The 17,319-nt window shown below is 40.0% G+C and carries 17 protein-coding genes; 10 read left to right on the forward strand and 7 right to left on the reverse strand.

Annotated elements, in window-relative coordinates; genetic code table 11:
* Positions 1–2 precede the first annotated feature (2 nt).
* Genes R3F25_12710 through R3F25_12725 form a run of 4 tightly spaced genes read right to left on the reverse strand, consistent with a single transcriptional unit; the run spans position 3 to position 3,449 of the window.
* Positions 3–797, reverse strand: coding sequence for an SDR family oxidoreductase (locus R3F25_12710; protein MEZ5497662.1), 795 nt, complete (start codon positions 795–797; stop codon positions 3–5).
* The gene (locus tag R3F25_12715; protein ID MEZ5497663.1) at positions 790–1,464 is read right to left on the reverse strand and encodes an iron-containing redox enzyme family protein; all 675 of its coding nucleotides are present in this window, start codon (positions 1,462–1,464) and stop codon (positions 790–792) included. Before R3F25_12715 ends, R3F25_12710 begins: the two co-directional genes overlap by 8 nt.
* The gene (locus tag R3F25_12720; GenBank protein MEZ5497664.1) at positions 1,427–2,794 is read right to left on the reverse strand and encodes an AMP-binding protein; all 1,368 of its coding nucleotides are present in this window, start codon (positions 2,792–2,794) and stop codon (positions 1,427–1,429) included. Before R3F25_12720 ends, R3F25_12715 begins: the two co-directional genes overlap by 38 nt.
* Positions 2,795–2,798: 4 nt before the next feature.
* Positions 2,799–3,449 (reverse strand): thermostable hemolysin, encoded by a 651-nt coding sequence (locus R3F25_12725; protein MEZ5497665.1) that lies wholly within the window; start codon positions 3,447–3,449, stop codon positions 2,799–2,801.
* A 147-nt stretch (positions 3,450–3,596) separates the two neighbouring features.
* On the opposite strand from R3F25_12725, the gene R3F25_12730 reads away from it, so the two are divergent.
* The 3 genes from R3F25_12730 to R3F25_12740 all read left to right on the forward strand — a co-directional run bounded on the left by R3F25_12730 (position 3,597) and on the right by R3F25_12740 (position 7,721).
* Positions 3,597–4,220, forward strand: coding sequence for an RNA polymerase sigma factor (locus R3F25_12730; protein MEZ5497666.1), 624 nt, complete (start codon positions 3,597–3,599; stop codon positions 4,218–4,220).
* A gap of 1 nt (position 4,221) precedes the next feature.
* Positions 4,222–5,202, forward strand: a complete 981-nt coding sequence (locus tag R3F25_12735; GenBank protein MEZ5497667.1) for a FecR family protein — start codon at positions 4,222–4,224, stop codon at positions 5,200–5,202.
* A 116-nt stretch (positions 5,203–5,318) separates the two neighbouring features.
* Entirely contained in the window at positions 5,319–7,721 is a 2,403-nt protein-coding gene (locus R3F25_12740; GenBank protein ID MEZ5497668.1) for a hypothetical protein, read from the forward strand.
* A gap of 360 nt (positions 7,722–8,081) precedes the next feature.
* On the opposite strand, the gene R3F25_12745 is transcribed toward R3F25_12740, so the two are convergent.
* The 3 genes from R3F25_12745 to R3F25_12755 all read right to left on the reverse strand — a co-directional run bounded on the left by R3F25_12745 (position 8,082) and on the right by R3F25_12755 (position 9,093).
* Complete coding sequence (locus R3F25_12745) at positions 8,082–8,219, reverse strand: DUF3265 domain-containing protein (GenBank protein ID MEZ5497669.1); 138 nt, start codon at positions 8,217–8,219, stop codon at positions 8,082–8,084.
* Positions 8,176–8,595 (reverse strand): GFA family protein, encoded by a 420-nt coding sequence (locus tag R3F25_12750; GenBank protein MEZ5497670.1) that lies wholly within the window; start codon positions 8,593–8,595, stop codon positions 8,176–8,178. Before R3F25_12750 ends, R3F25_12745 begins: the two co-directional genes overlap by 44 nt.
* Positions 8,596–8,871: 276 nt before the next feature.
* Entirely contained in the window at positions 8,872–9,093 is a 222-nt protein-coding gene (locus tag R3F25_12755) for a hypothetical protein (GenBank protein MEZ5497671.1), read from the reverse strand.
* Positions 9,094–9,282: 189 nt separating this feature from the next.
* Between R3F25_12755 and ald the strand changes: the two genes are divergently transcribed.
* From ald to R3F25_12790, 7 genes are all read left to right on the forward strand, one after another.
* Entirely contained in the window at positions 9,283–10,338 is a 1,056-nt protein-coding gene (gene ald, locus R3F25_12760) for an alanine dehydrogenase (GenBank protein MEZ5497672.1), read from the forward strand.
* 21 nt (positions 10,339–10,359) lie between these two features.
* Positions 10,360–12,654: a DNA translocase FtsK 4TM domain-containing protein gene (locus R3F25_12765; protein ID MEZ5497673.1), complete on the forward strand. Its 2,295-nt coding sequence runs from the start codon at positions 10,360–10,362 to the stop codon at positions 12,652–12,654.
* 65 nt (positions 12,655–12,719) lie between these two features.
* Positions 12,720–13,385, forward strand: a complete 666-nt coding sequence (gene lolA / locus R3F25_12770) for an outer membrane lipoprotein chaperone LolA (protein ID MEZ5497674.1) — start codon at positions 12,720–12,722, stop codon at positions 13,383–13,385.
* Positions 13,385–14,644 (forward strand): replication-associated recombination protein A, encoded by a 1,260-nt coding sequence (locus R3F25_12775; protein MEZ5497675.1) that lies wholly within the window; start codon positions 13,385–13,387, stop codon positions 14,642–14,644. Before lolA ends, R3F25_12775 begins: the two co-directional genes overlap by 1 nt.
* On the forward strand, positions 14,637–15,008 hold the full coding sequence (crcB, locus tag R3F25_12780) for a fluoride efflux transporter CrcB (GenBank protein ID MEZ5497676.1): 372 nt from the start codon (positions 14,637–14,639) through the stop codon (positions 15,006–15,008). The genes R3F25_12775 and crcB overlap by 8 nt, the downstream gene beginning before the upstream one ends.
* A gap of 281 nt (positions 15,009–15,289) precedes the next feature.
* Positions 15,290–15,448 carry a DUF3149 domain-containing protein gene (locus R3F25_12785; GenBank protein MEZ5497677.1) on the forward strand — a complete coding sequence of 53 codons (159 nt, stop codon included), beginning with the start codon at positions 15,290–15,292 and terminating at the stop codon, positions 15,446–15,448.
* 216 nt (positions 15,449–15,664) lie between these two features.
* Positions 15,665–17,281 carry a cation:proton antiporter family protein gene (locus R3F25_12790; protein ID MEZ5497678.1) on the forward strand — a complete coding sequence of 539 codons (1,617 nt, stop codon included), beginning with the start codon at positions 15,665–15,667 and terminating at the stop codon, positions 17,279–17,281.
* Positions 17,282–17,319: the final 38 nt, after the last annotated feature.

Genomic DNA, 17,319 nt, shown 5'->3' on the forward strand with positions numbered 1-17,319 from the left:
TTTTATTGAGTGAGTATTTGTTTAATTTTTTGATGTTCTTTTTTGATGGAACCGGAAACCACTTTTGGAAACAGCCCATTCACTTTTACGAATAACTTTTCCGGCCAACCAAAAAACTGTTCAGAGTTGCCTTTTTCAATGGCGGAAATGATTTGTGGAACGATTTGCTGTGGAGAGTCCACTTTGTTCTTTAGTTCAGAATTCAAATGATTGACGGCACTGGAATTGATTTTGGTCGCCACCGCACGAGGAGCCAGATATTGCACATCAACATTGGTATCGGCGAGTTCCCGAGCCAATGCCTGAGAAAATCCACGAAGACCGAACTTGCTGGCACAATAACCACTGAATCCGGGATATCCAATTGCACCAAAAGTCGAGCCGATATTAATCAACTTACCGGCATTGGCGCTTTGCAACCACGGCAAGACCGCTTTGCTTATGAGAATTGGTGCTAACAAATTAACTTGTAACATTCTTTCCAAATCTTCATCAGTTTGGTTTTGCAGAAAATTCACATCGCTGATTCCGGCATTGTTGATGAAAACATGTTTGTGAGATTGATGTTGTTTCAATAATTTTTTCAGGTCGTCTCGAAATTGCATATCAGCAACATCGCCGGATAAAACATCGACAACATTTTTTAGTTTTGACTTCAATTGTTGAAGTTTGTCCGAGTTTCTTCCGGTGAGAATTAAACTCACGCCTTTGTCATCGAGCTGTTTACAAATTTCTTCGCCCAATCCACCATAAGCACCAGTGACCACCGCAAGTGTTGAGTACCATTGATTATTCATAAGTTGGTAATCCTCTGAAGAAATTGGCATAAAGTTTATAAAACCGTTTGCAGGATTTGATGACGATTTGTAATTGTTGTTCATCCAGCCTATTGATTAAATTCTCAAAAAACTTCTGATGATCCTGATCCAAATCACCGTGCGAAATTAAATAGCTAAAGGCTTTATTCGGTAAATTCAGCGTTTCCTTAATGCAACCCGCTGCTTTGGTGGCAATCTGCACGCTGGTTCCTTCCAAAACATGAACCATCCCCAAAAAGCACAAAGGATTGATGCGGTTGATAGAATCATAGGCATAAGCAACCATGAGTTCTGTCGCAAAATCGGGCTCTGAGGCTGCAACTTGTTGTTTATCACCACCACAGGCTTCGATATCGTTCAAAATCCACTTTTCATGACCAATTTCTTCCTCAATGTATTCTGCCATTGCTGTTCTCAGCCACTCATCGGATTCGCTGATACGACTTCCGGTCAACATCAACAACGACACTGTGTGTTTGACATGATGATAGGCCTGCGTCAAAAAAGCGATATAGGTTTCCAGTTTGATTTTGCCGGCTAAAGTTTGTTGAATAACCGGCAATGAGACTAATTCAAACTGCTCTTCAGATGTTGCATAGCAAAGTTCTTCAAACGGCGTAATTTCTTGTTTCTGTTGTAACTGCATAAATATCCTGTAGTTGTTGTTGATAGGTTTTAAAAATTTGCTGATGTTTAGTTTTACCGGAACTTGTCAGCATATTATTTGAAATACTGAAAGGTTCTTCAGCGAGAATAATTTGTTTAATTTGTGCATAATCAGGGAAATTCTGATTAAATTGCTCAATTCTTTCCTGCAAGGATTGCAAAGAATGTGTTGTCACACAAATTGCTGTTAAAAACGGTTCGGAATCGCCATAAACCACGGCTTGCATGATTCCAGACATGGCGGTGAGTTCAGCTTCAATCCAATCGGGAGAAATATTTCTGCCAAACGAATTAATGATGACATTTTTCTTTCTGCCAATAATGTGTAAGTTGTGGTGTTCATCAAAACGTCCAATATCACCGGTTGAAAACCATTCATCATTATTTTTTTCTTCACCCAAGTAGCCTAAATAAGATGCTCCTTGTGTTTGAATTTCTCCATCTTCAGCAATTCTGACATTGATGTGAGGTAATATTTTGCCAACATGGCCTGTTTCAGAATCATCGGTATTCAAGCTGATGACCGAACCGCATTCGCTGATTCCATAACCTTCGAAAACAGGTAATCCCAATTCTTTTGCTTGTTCGAGCAAACCTTTGGAACAAACCGCTCCACCAACCGCAATGAATCTCAAAAACGAAACATCGGTTTGACTTTGTTGGAGATAGGCAATCATCATTTTCAACATTTGCGGCATAACAATGATGCTGTGAGGTTGATATTGAACCAATGCATTAACGAATTTTTCAATGTCCAAACTACCTGATCCATTCATTCCTAACTCTGACATGGGAGCGGTAATCACTTCAATTCCTGCATATTCAGCCGCATAATTGGCCGCTACGTTTTCAAGCAAAATACTGAGTGGCAAAACGCAAAGATGTTTTTTGACATTAAATTTGGAAGTCACTTCTGCCAATGATTGACCGACTTTTCTCAAATGCTCTTCACTGAGACATACACCTTTGGGTTCACCGGTGGTTCCGGAGGTAAAAGTCACTTTGTGCGTTTTTTTCGGGAATCGAATCTGAGATTTCAGCTTTCTTGTCATAATCACAATATCTTTGGTCAGATAAAATGGTTCTTCGAATCCCAAATTGGTCCACAAAGTCTGAGCTTTGCGATTGCAAATAACCGTTCCAATTCCGGCAGAATTAGTCATGTGGATGATTTGATTCACCGAGAAAAAATGCGGAACCGGAATAATAACCACATTGTTTTCCGTTAGAATTTTATCAATTTGCAACCAGAATTGATTGTTATCGAGCTGAATCGCAACGGTTGAAGAGGGTTTGAAATAATTCATCATGAGATTAAACCTGTTGCTCGTTCATGTTGTTTTTTACGCTGGAATAATAAACTGCCGGACGATAGCTGTAATAACTTCCCCAATCCGCAGCCGCTCCATTCACCGCACTAATATCTGCCAAACCCAAAGAGTTGAGTTCGATATCTAGTTTTTTGAAATGAAATTTGATTGGTAGTGTGAGTGTGTAAACCGTCCAATCAGCCTGTGAATTTTTGATAATTCTTGAAGCCAAAGTGATAACCGTTTTGATATGCTTGCTGTTTTCAACGGCAAAATTTCCCAATTCCAGAATTTTTTTGCGTTCAATCGGCTGGATTTCATGACAAGCTAAGAGTTGTTCCACCGGTTTTTGCAAATAACACTCTGAAAACAACTTCTGCTGATGAGCAAATCGAAAGCCGACCGCTCCAATTAATTTACCGGAATTAATTTCCCTGACACACAAAATTTCAGGGAAAAAGGATTTCAAATTGGCTCCAAAATGTTGTTTATAAGATTGGCTGACAAAGTTCTCGACTTCTTTTCTGGCTCTATGAGATGTTGAAATCATTTCCATGCTGTAATCTGATAATTCATCGGATAGCTTGTCTTGTGTCCGCAAAGAGGGTTCTTTTTTCAGCATTGTTGAAAGCATTGTTGTTTGTGCAATATTCATAGTTGAATTGACTTATTTTTACGTTTCGTTACCTTTTAGAGAGCCTAAGTAATACAATTCAATCGGAAAAAAATAATTTTTTTAATTTTTTGAGATTGATTTTGTTCAATGGCACTCTCTAAGTGTTAAGTAAATGTTAAATGTGAAGTGAATACACTGGATGATTTAGAACTGGCAAAAGCCATAATGAAAGGAGATGAAAAGGTTTTTAATCATTTTTTTAATGATTATTATCCCAAGTTGTTTCGTTTTATTATGAGTCGGATTGATTCTGACAACGATTTAGCAGACGATTTAACCCAACAAACTTTGTGTCAGGCAATTGATAAGATGCATACGTTTGAAGGCAGAGCCAGTTTGTTTACATGGATGTGTCAAATCAGCAGAAGTTTAATTTCTGCTCACTTCAAGAAACAACAACGAAGAAGCCGTGTAGTCATTCCGATAACCGACACGGAGGAATTTAGAGACGTTCTGGATAATATTGCCATGAGTGAAGAGAGCCAACCGGAAAATTTAACTGAAAATCAGGAACTCAACCTGATAATCACAGAAATTCTGGATCGTTTACCGAATAATTACGGAAACATCCTGGAATGGAAATATGTGGAAAATATGTCAGTTGATGAAATTGCCGAGCAACTCAACACCACCATGATATCCGTTCAGTCTTCTCTGGCAAGGGCAAGAAAGGCTTTTCAGCAAGTGATGAACCAAATTTTACAAAACGACAAATTACCTAAATCCCTGTTACAATTAAGGGAGAGTTGATATGAAAGAAAGCAAAGACAAAGACATTTTTGAAGTATTAGCCAATCACGGCAAACGAGCTCAGCCCAATGCGGAAATGATGGAAAAAGCCCGTGCCAATGTTAAGGCTCATTGGCAAAATTCGGTTAAACAAAATACAACACCAGACAAAACAAATTACAGAAAATATTTTAGCCTGGCGGCATCCGTTTTAGTTTTTGTGACGGTTGGTTTTTTCATCTCAAAAAACATCAACACAAATAAGGTTGATCATTTAATCGAATCATCATTGATTCGTGGCGAACTCATGGTTTCAACGGATAAAAACAACTGGACTTTGCTTGATAAAAACCAAAATATTGAGTCTGTCATCAACAGCCACTGGATAAAAACCAATGAAGATAGTTTTGCATCAATTGTGTTCTCCAATCAAAGCGAATTACGCATTAATCAAAATACCATCTTAAAAGTTGATGGTCTTGAAAACATTCAACTGGCATCTGGTGAAGTTTATTTCGATGCCGATAATGCCATCCAATCACGTATGAAAATTGACACAGACTTAGGGTCGGTCACGCATATCGGTACACGTTATGCGGTTAAAGTCAAAAATAACGAATTACAGGTTGCCGTACGAAACGGAAAAGTGAATCTTGAACAAAACAACAACCAACAAACCATCAGCGGTGGGAATAAAATTCAACTGAGTTCATCAGGCGCTATCAGCAAAACCAGAATTCAAAAACACGATAACAGCTGGAATTGGACAACAAAAGCATCTCAACCTTTTAAAGGTCAAAACAAAACTCTGCATGATTATATCATCTGGTTTGCCCATGAAAACGGCTATGAAATTGACTGGAACAGCAAAGAAAGCGGAACAATGCTGGTTCGTTTATCCGGCGAATTACCCAAAATTGATCCTGTTAAACAAATTTCTGCAGTTTTCACATCAACCAAATATAATTATAAAATTGATGAAGGTCTGCTAAGTATTTTCTAGCGACTGGTGTAAAATCACCGTTTCTGGAAAACTTTGCAATACACAACCAATTCATGAAGCAATTTTGCATTTGCCTGCTTTTTTTTACATCCAATCTATTTGCACAAAAGCTGACTTTGTCGGATTGGGTTGGTGTTTTTGCAAAGCAAAACATCAACATTCTCTATAGTAGTGATTTCATCGATGAAACTACATTGCAAAAGATTATCTTTCTGGAATCTGAAACTCCTGAGTCATTAGGTCAATCTTTATCCGAACTCCGTTTAAAACTGATAAAAATTGATGATTCCAACTATGTTATTTCACATTCGGAGAATAATAATATTTCCAACAACGGCTTGATTGTCAAATTAAAAAACACCGAAAACCAACAACCGATTGATTCATTCCGAGTATCCCATCAATCGCTGGACAGTGAAACCAACAATGGAACAGTTTTGCTAGATAACCTCAGTGGTTCACAAATCGAATTAACCCTTTCCGCCAAAGGATTTTATCCTTTAAGCCAAATGTTTGAAATTCCGCAAGGTTATAAAACCCTGAAATTATCGTTAGAACCATTACCTCTGAGTATTGACAAAATTGTCGTCACTGCCAGCCAATATCGTTTATCCAATACCAAGCCCAGCCAGCATCGTATCAGCCGGGAAGAACTAGAAAACACACCATCGGTTTTTCACGATCCGTTGGCTTCAAGCAGTCAATTAGCCGGAAATACGGTCTTTGGAATTAGTGCCAAAAACAACACCCGAGGTGGCAATGAAAACGAATCCCTGATTGTTTTGGACAATCATATTCTTAGAAATCCGTATCATTTTGAAAATTTTTATGCGCTGTTTTCATCAATCAATCAAAGTATTGTCGATGACACCGAGTTTTACAGCGGGGTTTTTCCAACCCGCTACGGCGGTCGTCTGAGTTCCGTTATGAATATTTCCACCGGCGATACAACTTCAACCTACACACACGAAGTTGCCAGCGACTTGTTGAACACTCATTATACTTTCAAAAAAAACAACTCCGATTATTCCAAAGGTTTCCTGGCATCACTCAGAAATGGCGGAATGTTCATCAGTGATAATTTGTTTGAAGATAAATTCACTCACCCGGAATCTCTGGACGGATATTTTAAAACCACGCAACAAATCAATGACAATTGGTCATCATCTCAGCATTTGCTGGTCAGCAGGGATGAATTCAACATTCGCGAGAGTGGCGAAGACAACTCACTGGAAGATGCTACTTCGGTATTTTCAGGTCAGGACTTCTGGATGCAATGGAATTATGACAATCAGGAAAACTCTTATGCCAATTTCCAATTATTTGCTGCGAAAACCCATAAAAAAAGAGTAGGATTACTTAACAACGAAAACACCATCGCATCCATCTCCGAAAATACCAACAGCAAGTATTTGGGATTGGATTATCAACAAACCATCAATCTCAACGATTCGTTTTCAGTCAACTTCGGAGCTCGTTTAACATCCGAAAATGCAGATATTAACTCTGAAAAAAACATCAACCATTTCGGCGAATTGCCACAACTCATTAACCTTGACAGACAATTTTCTTCCGAATTTGATTTTGACAAAGACGGTTTGTCCGGTTCGGTCTTTATCAACGCCCGACACAATTTCAACGAGCAATGGATTTATGATGTCGGAATTCGCTATGAATATTTGCAATGGATTAAGCAAAAGCTCTACAGCCCACGATTCAATATCAGCTACTTCCATGACAAAGACACGACCTATAGATTTGCTTTAGGAAGACATCAACAATCGCAATACATTGACGAACTTTTACTGGAAGACCCGAATCCCGATTATCTGGAACCCTCATCGGCTGATTTAATAGTTCTTGAGTTCAACAAAACTCTCAACAAGAATTTATCCCTGCGTGCAGAAGCCTATTACAAAAAATACTCTTCAACTCAGCCCTATTATCAAAACCTTTTCAATGGTTTGCATATTCTTCCCGAGCTTTTTTATGACCGAATTCGTATTACACCTGATGACTCCTCCGCAACCGGTTTGGAAGTCACACTCAATGGAGGTTATGAAAAATATAACTGGAATGTCAGTTACACCATTTCTGACTCAGATGATGAAATTGATGACAGAGTGATTCCCAAAAGCTGGGATCAGCATAGTGTTTTAAAGTTTAACTTACATACACCAATCAATTATAAATTCATTCAAAACTGGGCATTGGATATATTCGCAAGTCATGCCAGCGGACAAGCCACAACTTTAATCGAAGAGACCCCAAATGGTTATGAAATCGCCCCCAGAAATGAATCCACTTACGAATCTAGCTTTAGATTAGATTTAAAAATCAGTAAACAGGTCAAAACCTCAAAAGGACTTATCAAATACTCATTCGATGCCATCAATGCTTTTGATTTGGATAACCTTTGCTGCACCGATTATCAACTCGATGATGGTGTTTTGACTTCCAAACAAAAAAATCTATTGCCGTTTATCCCGAATTTGAGTGTTTCTTATCAGTGGGAGTGATGGCGTGCTTTGCTCCTTTTTATTGTCATCTTCGGGCTTGACCCGGAGGTCTAGTGAAACTCTGTCATACTGAGCGAAAGCGAAGTATCTCCACAAAGATATCGTCATGCTGAATTTATTTCAGCATCTTTCTTTTCGTTACTTTTGCTTGTGCGAAAAGTAACACAAAACACACCCCAAACTCTCAGCCTACGGCTTCCCAAAATATTTCCTCAAATTTGGCGAGGTATTTGAACTCGCTTCGCTCAGACATAAATACCTCGTATTTCCAAATTTTTCACAAATATTTCGGTGAGAGTTAAGGGGGGGGGTTGTTGCATCGCTGTTGTTTTAACGCCGCGTTAAGGGGCGAATGCCGTATCAACCAACCTTCCGCAAACCGCTTTCACCACGAAGACCACTGCAAACCAAAAATGCCGTGCGGCATGAGTCGCTTGAACGCTTTGTTATGTGTTTAGCTCTTAGCTTGTTCTGGAAGCCTTTCGTAACTAGGTACATCACACAATTTCATAGACCATTTAGCGCTACTACCAACAAAGATTTTAGCAGTAGGCGGAATTGGAACTGGACTATCGAGGCTACCAGCCGGAACCACTACGCTGTTAATACTTTCTGCAAACGTTGGGATTGCAGACCCGCATTTTGAACAAAAGCTTTTTGCATGAAATGAATTTGGATGCTTATACGTTCTGACATCACTTTCACCGTTTAACCAAGTTAAGGTGCCAGCTTGAGCAAACAAGTTTGCACCATGAGCCGAGCCTGTACCCTTTTGGCAACGAGTACAATGGCATAAAAAGAAAGACTGGAACTCACCTAAAAGCTCATACTTCACACTACCACAAAGGCATGAACCTCGATGTTTATTCGCCATAAAAGCCTCCTTTCTTTCGATTACACATAATGTGGAGCTAACCTGCTAGTCTTTTCATGGTCAGGATTGGCCATGTAACGGCTTATTTGTGTTCTGCTTTTTGATAGGTAGTCAGCCGATTTGATACTGATTGTCAAAATTTGCTCCGCTTTGATTTAGTTCTTCAAGTTTATTGTATTCAATTGAACGAGTCAAATGAACTCTGAATTTAAACAATCAATCCAGACAACCGGAAATAACATATCCCTAAATCCCCTTTCAAAAGGGGAAACAAAATCAAGTTTTAAAATAAATCACGGTGGATTGAGGAGATGCTTCGGCTACGCTCAGCATGACGATATTTTTTTTTGAGATACTTACGACTTCGTGGACTTCATCCACTTCACTCAGTATGACGGTGTTCTTTTTACAAACCCCTTTAACTCTCACCGAAATATTTTTGAGAATTTGGAATGACGTTTGCTTTTGTCTGAGCGTAGCGAGTTTAGCAAATGCCAAATTTAAGAAAATATTAAGGGAAGCCGTAGGCTGAGAGTTCGGGGTGTGCTTTTGCGTTACTTTTGCACAAGCAAAAGGAGCAAGAAGAAAACATAGACATAAAATATTGAAAAAACACTTTTTTTTATACGCTGAACCATTTATCGGATAAAATATTGCTTTTTTATACTTTCGATTAAGGGGACAATAATGCGTATAGGCATACCTAAAGAAACAAAAACTCTGGAAGGCCGTGTGGCTCTCGTTCCTGCAGCTGCCGCTGATTTGGTGAATGCAGGACATGGTGTTTATATCGAAACCAATGCCGGAATTAAAAGTGGTTTTAGCGATGAAGATTACACCAGTCACGGTGTGAAAATCTGTAAAGATGCTGAAGAGCTTTATGCAACCGGTGAAATGATTGTTAAAGTTAAAGAGCCGATTGCCGGTGATTTGAAATATTTGCGTAAAGATCATTTGCTGTTTTGCTATTTGCATTTGGCAGCCGAGCCGGAATTGACTGAAAAGTTACTGGAAATCGGTTTAACTGGTGTGGCTTTTGAAACGGTTGAAGAAGCTGATGGTTCATTGCCTTTATTGGCTCCGATGAGCATCATTGCCGGTATGATTGCCACTCAGGTCGGAACGCATTTATTGCACCAACCATCCGGTGGAAAAGGTGTTTTGCTTGGTGGTTTGCCATCAACAGAGAGAGGAAAAGTTGTGGTATTAGGTGCCGGTGCAGCCGGTGGAAATTCAGCGGCTTTGGCTGCCAAAGGCGGTGCGAATGTGGTTGTTTTCGATAAAAGACAAGACCGTTTGGCTGAAATGATGGCTTTAGGTCCTAATGTAACTGCTCTTTATCCTTATGAAGAAACTGTTGCCAGAGAAGTGGCTTCAGCGGATTTGGTGATTGGTGCTGTTTTGGTTACTGGTGCAAAAGCTCCTCATGTGATTAGTGAAGAAATGGTTAAAAACATGCAACCGGGTTCTGTGATTGCCGATATTTCTGTCGATCAGGGAGGTTGTGTGGCAACAACTAAACCAACAACTTGGGAAAACCCAACATTCGTTAAACACGGTGTGACTCATTTTTCTGTAACAAATATGCCGGGCTCAGTGCCACGCACTTCGACTCAAGCAATCTCAGCAGCCATTTTGCCGTATGTACAAAGATTGGCTCGTGATGGCTGGAGAGATGTTGAGTCTCTGGCTAAAGGTATTAATGTTGATAACGGTAAAATTGTTCATCCTGCATTATTGTAAGTTTGTTGCTATAATTAGCACATGACAGAACGTAAAGTATCAGGACATATACGCAGCAGAGTTAGAGAGAGTTTTTTATTTCTCATCATTCCTCTGGCAGTTTATGTTCTGATATCTCTCATCAGTTACCATCCTCAGGATTCCGGCCCGTTTTCGGCATCCAATAGTGACGTTATTCATAATTACGGTGGCTCCAACGGGGCTGTTATTGCCGATATTTTGCTCAATATCATTGGCTATCTTTCTTATCTGATTCCAATTGGTTTGGTATTTGTCGGTTGGAATATCTACCAAAACAACAAAGTTGCAACTGAAAACAGTTGGTTTGACACTCTTATCAAAGCCGGTGGTTTTGTTTCCGCTTTGCTGTCCGGTTGTGCTTTGGCATACATGTATATCGACACCAAAGAGGCTATTTTTACCGGTGGTGGAATTGTTGGTGAGGTTGTTGGAAACACCTTATTTACCAGTTTGGGAACGGTCGGTGCGACGCTGATTCTGTGTGCTATTTTTCTGGCAGGCACAACTTTGTTCACCGGAATGTCGTGGATTAAATTCACCGATTGGGTGGGTAAAATGACTTTAGAGTTAATCAAGTGGCTGAAACTAAAATTTGAGCATTTGAATGACTGGCGAATCGGCAAAAAAGCCAAACATCACCGTGAAGAAATTCGCAAAATTGATGCTGAAATCCAGCAAAAACGTGAGCCGATAACTATCGAACCGGCATTTGAACCCAAATACACCGAAAGCAAACGAGCCGTTAGTGAAAGACAAGAGCAACTTTTTGAAACCCTTCCGGCAAGTAAGTTCCCACCGCTGACATTATTGGATAATCCCCCGCAACAAGTCGTTGGCTACTCTAAAGAGGAGTTAGAAGTTTTATCCAGACAAGTTGAGTTGAAGTTAGCTGACTTTCGGGTCAAAGTGAAAGTGGTCGGTGTTTTTCCAGGTCCTGTAGTCACTCGCTTCGAGCTGGAGCCGGCTCCCGGAGTGAAAGTGAATCAAGTTGTCAATTTGGCTAAAGACTTGGCAAGAGGTTTATCAGTTATCAGCGTGAGGATTGTCGATGTGATTCCCGGAAAACCTTATATCGGACTGGAAATTCCAAACACCAATCGGGAAATCGTTTATCTGAGCGAAGTTTTAAAATCGGTCGAATATGACAAATCACGCTCGCCGCTCACTTTGGGTTTGGGCAAAAGTATTGCAGGACGTCCGGTGGTGGTTGATATTGCCAAAATGCCGCATGTGCTGGTTGCCGGAACAACCGGCTCTGGTAAATCCGTAGCCGTCAATGCCATGATTGTCAGTTTGTTGTATAAAGCAACGCCGGATGAAGTCAGAATGATTATGGTCGATCCAAAGATGCTGGAACTTTCAGTTTATGAAGGAATTCCGCATTTGCTGGCTCCTGTTGTCACCGATATGAGCGAAGCTTCCAATGCTTTGCGTTGGTGTGTTGCGGAAATGGAACGTCGATACAAACTCATGGCAGCAGTCGGAGTGCGAAATCTCGCCGGTTATAACCGCAAGGTAAAAAAAGCCAAAGAAGAAGGACAGCCTCTGGCAGATCCATTATTCAGACCCGATGAATTGATTCCGGGTCAGAAAGCTCCTGAACTCGAGCCAATGCCTTTTATAGTCATTGTCATTGATGAATTTGCTGACATGATGATGATTGTCGGTAAAAAAGTGGAAGAGCTGATTGCTCGTCTGGCACAAAAAGCCCGTGCGGCCGGTGTGCATTTGATTCTGGCAACACAACGACCGTCAGTTGATGTGATTACCGGTTTGATAAAGGCGAATATTCCAACCCGAATCGCCTTTCAGGTTTCTTCTAAAATTGACTCTCGAACCATATTGGATCAAGGTGGTGCGGAGCAATTATTAGGACACGGTGATATGCTGTACTTGCCTCCCGGAAAAGCCATTCCTGAGCGTGTTCACGGCGCATTTATTGATGACCATGAAGTTCATGCGATTGTTAATTATCTTACTGAACATTACGATGCTGATTATAAAGAAGGCATTCTGGATGAAGTTCAGCTCACAGATGACGGACAAGAACTCAGCGCTACAGGAATTCCACAAAAACCGGAAAGCGATGTCGATGAGCTCTACGATCAGGCTGTTTTTATCGTGACTGAAAGTCGCAAGGCATCCATTTCCTATGTACAAAGGCGTTTAAGAATTGGTTACAACCGAGCAGCAACCATTGTGGAACAACTCGAAGAAAACGGTGTCGTCAGTGCCGCTGCGCATAACGGAGCTCGAGAAGTGATAGCCCCTCCTCCAATCGGCGGGGAATTGTAAAATTAGAAAATGAACCATTTGCTATTAAAAATGGTCTTCATCAACAAACCAAATATTTTTATATTATGAAAAAACTTTTCTTCCCTTTTGTTTTGATAACAATATTTTACCAAGTCAATGCAGAGTCCAATTCGCAAGAGCAAGCGAAAGCAATTCTGCATAATTTAAGACAGGATTTGACATCATTAAGCGCCGATTTCCAGCAACAGGAAATAGACATCAATCAGAATGAGTCTGAGGTTTCCAGTGGCAAAGTCTGGCTCAATTCGCCCAATCAATTTCGTTGGGAATACATCAATCCGGCACCACAACTCATTGTTGCCAATGGAGAACAAGTCTGGATTTATGATGAAGATTTGGAGCAGGTAACGATTAAACCCCAGGACAGTTCAGCCAATCCCATTTATGTTTTGCTGGATGATTCTAAAACGGATAAAAATTATCAGGCTGAATTGATAAAAGTTTCTCCGATTGAAGAAGAGAATGACTATTCATGGATTGAACTCACTCCAAAAAATCAAAATGATGAAGTCAAACAAATCTGGCTCGGTGTTGAAGATAATATGATTCGGGTTCTACAAATCAGAAATCAAATGGAAAACAATGTGGTTTTCAAATTTTCCAATACAACCAGAAACCCTGAAATTAAATCTGATTTGTTTAATTTTTCAGTCCCTGAAGGAACCGATATTCTAATGGAAAATCCCGGATTCGGTGAATCTGATTATTAATGCAACCTCTGGCTGACAAATTACGCCCAAAAAAACTCTGTGATGTTGTCGGTCAGGAGCATTTAACGGCTGAGAATAAGCCGTTTGCCAAAATCATTGAGAACAATCACCTTCATTCAATGATTCTTTGGGGACCTCCGGGAACAGGGAAAACCACTTTGGCGAGAGTTCTTTGTGATTCTGTTCATGCCAAGCAAATCAATTTATCAGCAATTTTATCCGGCGTTGCCGATATCAGAAAAGCGGTCAACCAGGCTCAACAAAATCAGCAAGACGGTTTCTCAACGGTACTGTTTGTTGACGAAATCCACCGCTTTAACAAATCGCAACAAGATGCTTTTTTACCACACATGGAAAGCGGGTTAATTGTGTTGATTGGTGCAACCACCGAAAATCCATCGTTTGCATTGAATAATGCACTATTGTCACGCTCAAGGGTTTATATTCTGAAAAGCATTGAATCTGCTGATTTAGAGAGATTATTGCAGAAAGGTTTAGAATCCACTAATTTATCCTTGACACAATCGCAACAAAACATGTTGATTCAGGCTGCCGATGGTGATGCCAGACGCTTACTGACATTGCTGGAAATTCTCTCGGATTATTCAGACAATGGCAATGTGGTTGATGAAGATGTATCCTTGATTATTTCGGGTCAGAATCGTCGTTTTGACAACAAAGGAGATATTTTCTATGAACAAATATCTGCATTGCATAAATGCGTTCGCAGCTCAAATCCGGATGCCGCATTGTATTGGTTTAACCGAATGCTGGATGCCGGTTGTGATCCTCAATATATCGCCAGAAGGCTGTTACGCATGGCGAGTGAAGATATTGGCAATGCCGATCCCAGAGCCTTAACTCTTGCTTTGGATGCCTGGGAAAGCTGGCGACGTTTGGGTTCTCCCGAAGGAGATTTAGCCTTAGCACAAGCAGTGGTTTATCTGGCGAGTTGTCCTAAAAGCAATGCTGTTTACACCGCTCAAAAACAAGCTCAGCATGATGCTAAAATCTTTGGTTCAATGGATGTTCCCATGCATTTAAGAAATGCCCCAACACAACTGATGAAGAATCAGGGATTTGGCAAGGGCTATCAATATGATCATGACCAAGAAGCTACAATTGCCTACACACAGACAGGATTTCCGGATAAGATGGGAGAAAAAGTGTACTATCATCCAAAAAATTCAGGATTGGAAGGAAAAATTTCTGAGAAACTCGATTCCATCAGAAAGATACGAAACAAAAATTATGATTAAACAAGTTCTTGTTGTAGCTGCAGGCGGAGCCATTGGTGCGGTATTAAGATACCTCAACGCCAAGGCGTTCACACACTTTTTTGGCACACCTTTGCCTTGGGCAACTTTAATAGTCAATGTTGTCGGTTGTTTTCTTATGGGGATTGCCTACACATTGCTTTTGGACAAGTATCAAGTATCAGACTCAATGCGCTTATTTGTTATGATGGGTGTTTTGGGTGCGCTCACAACCTGGTCAACTTTTTCCATGGAAGCGGTATTAATGCTCAATTATGGCGAATATTTTAAAGCCGGTATTTATCTATTTCTCACATTTTTTCTTTGTTTATCTGCATTTTTCGTTGGTATGAGGCTCTCAGCCTGACAAATCGTTATTAATTTGATAACCGTCAAGAATAAAAAAACCAAAAGCTACTAACATTGCAATCCAAGGTTGTTAAACTTTTTTTAGTATTGTTACTAGATGATTTTCTCCTTAAAAATGTAGTCGTTTTTACGGGTGATGCTAGAGCCCTCATTAGTGTCACCTGTTTTTTTTAGAAAAATGACTTTGTTAATGAATAGAATACTTGATAACGGTCAATGTATTTTTACCTGGTTGAAAATAAAATATCGTTTTAATAGAGTGAAAGGGTGATAAAGGTTATGGAATTATTTACAAGAATTTTCGACAGCTATATTGGTATATTGAGCTTAGGAGTTCTCCTGTTTATCATTGGAATGGGAGTGTGGTTTTACAAATTCTTCATGAAGAAAATCGAACAAGAAGAAAAAGCTCAAAAAAAACAAATAACTAAGAAATAACATTTCTCCTCAAAAACCCTGGCGGTTTTTTCCGGTGCTGACGCTTGCCCCCAATTGTCAGCACTTGGATTTTCACAAGGGGTTCCTGCAAAAAATCAATTACGTTACAATTCAACTGATTCAATCAGTATTCACAATTTCAATCAGTGTTATGTTAGAATTTTATTTTTAACTTAAACAGCTCTTAATTCATTTATTTTAATCAGTTATTTGCCTATGGATTCTCAACTTATTTCAATCAATTACAGTGACCCCTTATGGATTGCCATTGCATTTATCTGTGGTTTTTTAATGCGACTCCTCGGCCTGCCACCATTAATCGGCTTTCTCGTTGCTGGCTTCGTGCTCAATAATATTGGTGTCAAAGGCGGAGAGTTCCTTAACGAAATGGCCGATCTGGGTATCACCTTGCTACTTTTTAGTATCGGATTGAAATTAAAATTAAAAGCATTAGCAAAACCGGAAGTATGGGCTGTCGCCAGCCTGCACATGATTGCACTGACATTATTTATTGCTCTTGCTGTATTTCTCTTCTCTTTCAGTGGCATACAAATGCTTACAAACATCAGTACCAGTACAGCACTCCTTATCGGATTTGCCATGTCATTTTCCAGTACTGTTTTTGCTGTTAAGGTTATTGATGAGTTGGGAGCAACCGGTTCTCGTCATGGACAGACAGCGATTGGGGTTCTGGTTGTTCAGGATATTGCAGCCGTCATATTTATTGCGGTTTCTATTGGCAAGGTCCCTTCTCCTTTGGCATTTTTTTTAATTGCTCTTATCCCATTAAGACACTTACTTTATAAAGTTCTGGATAAGGTAGGTCATGGGGAACTCCTCATATTATTTGGCATTACTCTGGCTCTGGTTGGATCTGAAATCTTTGAATTAGTGGGTATAAAAGGTGATGTTGGAGCACTTGTAATTGGAATGTTATTTGCAAGACATTCAAAGTCCAAAGAGCTATCACGTGCACTCATGGGGTTTAAAGAGTTATTCCTTGTTGGGTTTTTCCTGAGTGTGGGTTTGGTAGCTGTTCCTGGGTGGACAGAAATTCTGGTTGCAATGTTTTTTATAATGTTGTTACCGGTAAAGGTAGGAATCTATTTTATTTTATTTAATTTATTTCATCTAAGAGCGAGCACATCCTGGAGAACATCATTTAACCTGGCGAATTATAGTGAATTTGGACTCATTGTTGGAGCTCTGGCATCAACAAGCGGGTGGTTCTCCAATCAATTACTCACTGTATTTTCTGTCGTTATTTCTTTCTCGTTTATTGTTTCTGCCCCACTAATCAATGTGCGTGACAGCCTTTATCAAAAATGGCGACCATTCTTGAAAAAATTTGAAAAGAAACAACGCCTACCGGGTGAGGAAAATCTGGATCTTTCGCATATTAAGCTTGTTGTTTTCGGTATGGGACGAATGGGAACCGCGGCATATACGTCTATGGAGCCGAACTATCCCGGAAAAATTGTAGGCGTGGAGATAGAACATGAAAAAATCAAACAGCATCTTGCTGCAGGTAGAAATGTGGTCAACGGAGATGCTACCAACCCGGATTTCTGGGTACGAGCTCCGGATCTGATAAAGGACCTGGATTGGGTCTTACTTTCATTACCCAATCACAAGGCGAACATGGTGGCCGTTTCATTGCTCAAGGAAATGGGATATAAAGGACATATCGCAGCAACCAGTAAGTTCCCTGACGAGGAAATCGCATTAAAAGAAATTGGTGTTGAATACACATTTAATATATATACCAGTGCCGGTCTGGGTTTTGCAAATGAGCTACAAAATTTTGTTGTTAACAGACCCGTGGATGTATAACAACAGTTGATAGCTCAATAAGCAAACTGCCGTTACTT

The sequence above is a fragment of the Gammaproteobacteria bacterium genome (genome assembly GCA_041395445.1).
Classification (GTDB): domain Bacteria; phylum Pseudomonadota; class Gammaproteobacteria; order Xanthomonadales; family Marinicellaceae; genus NORP309.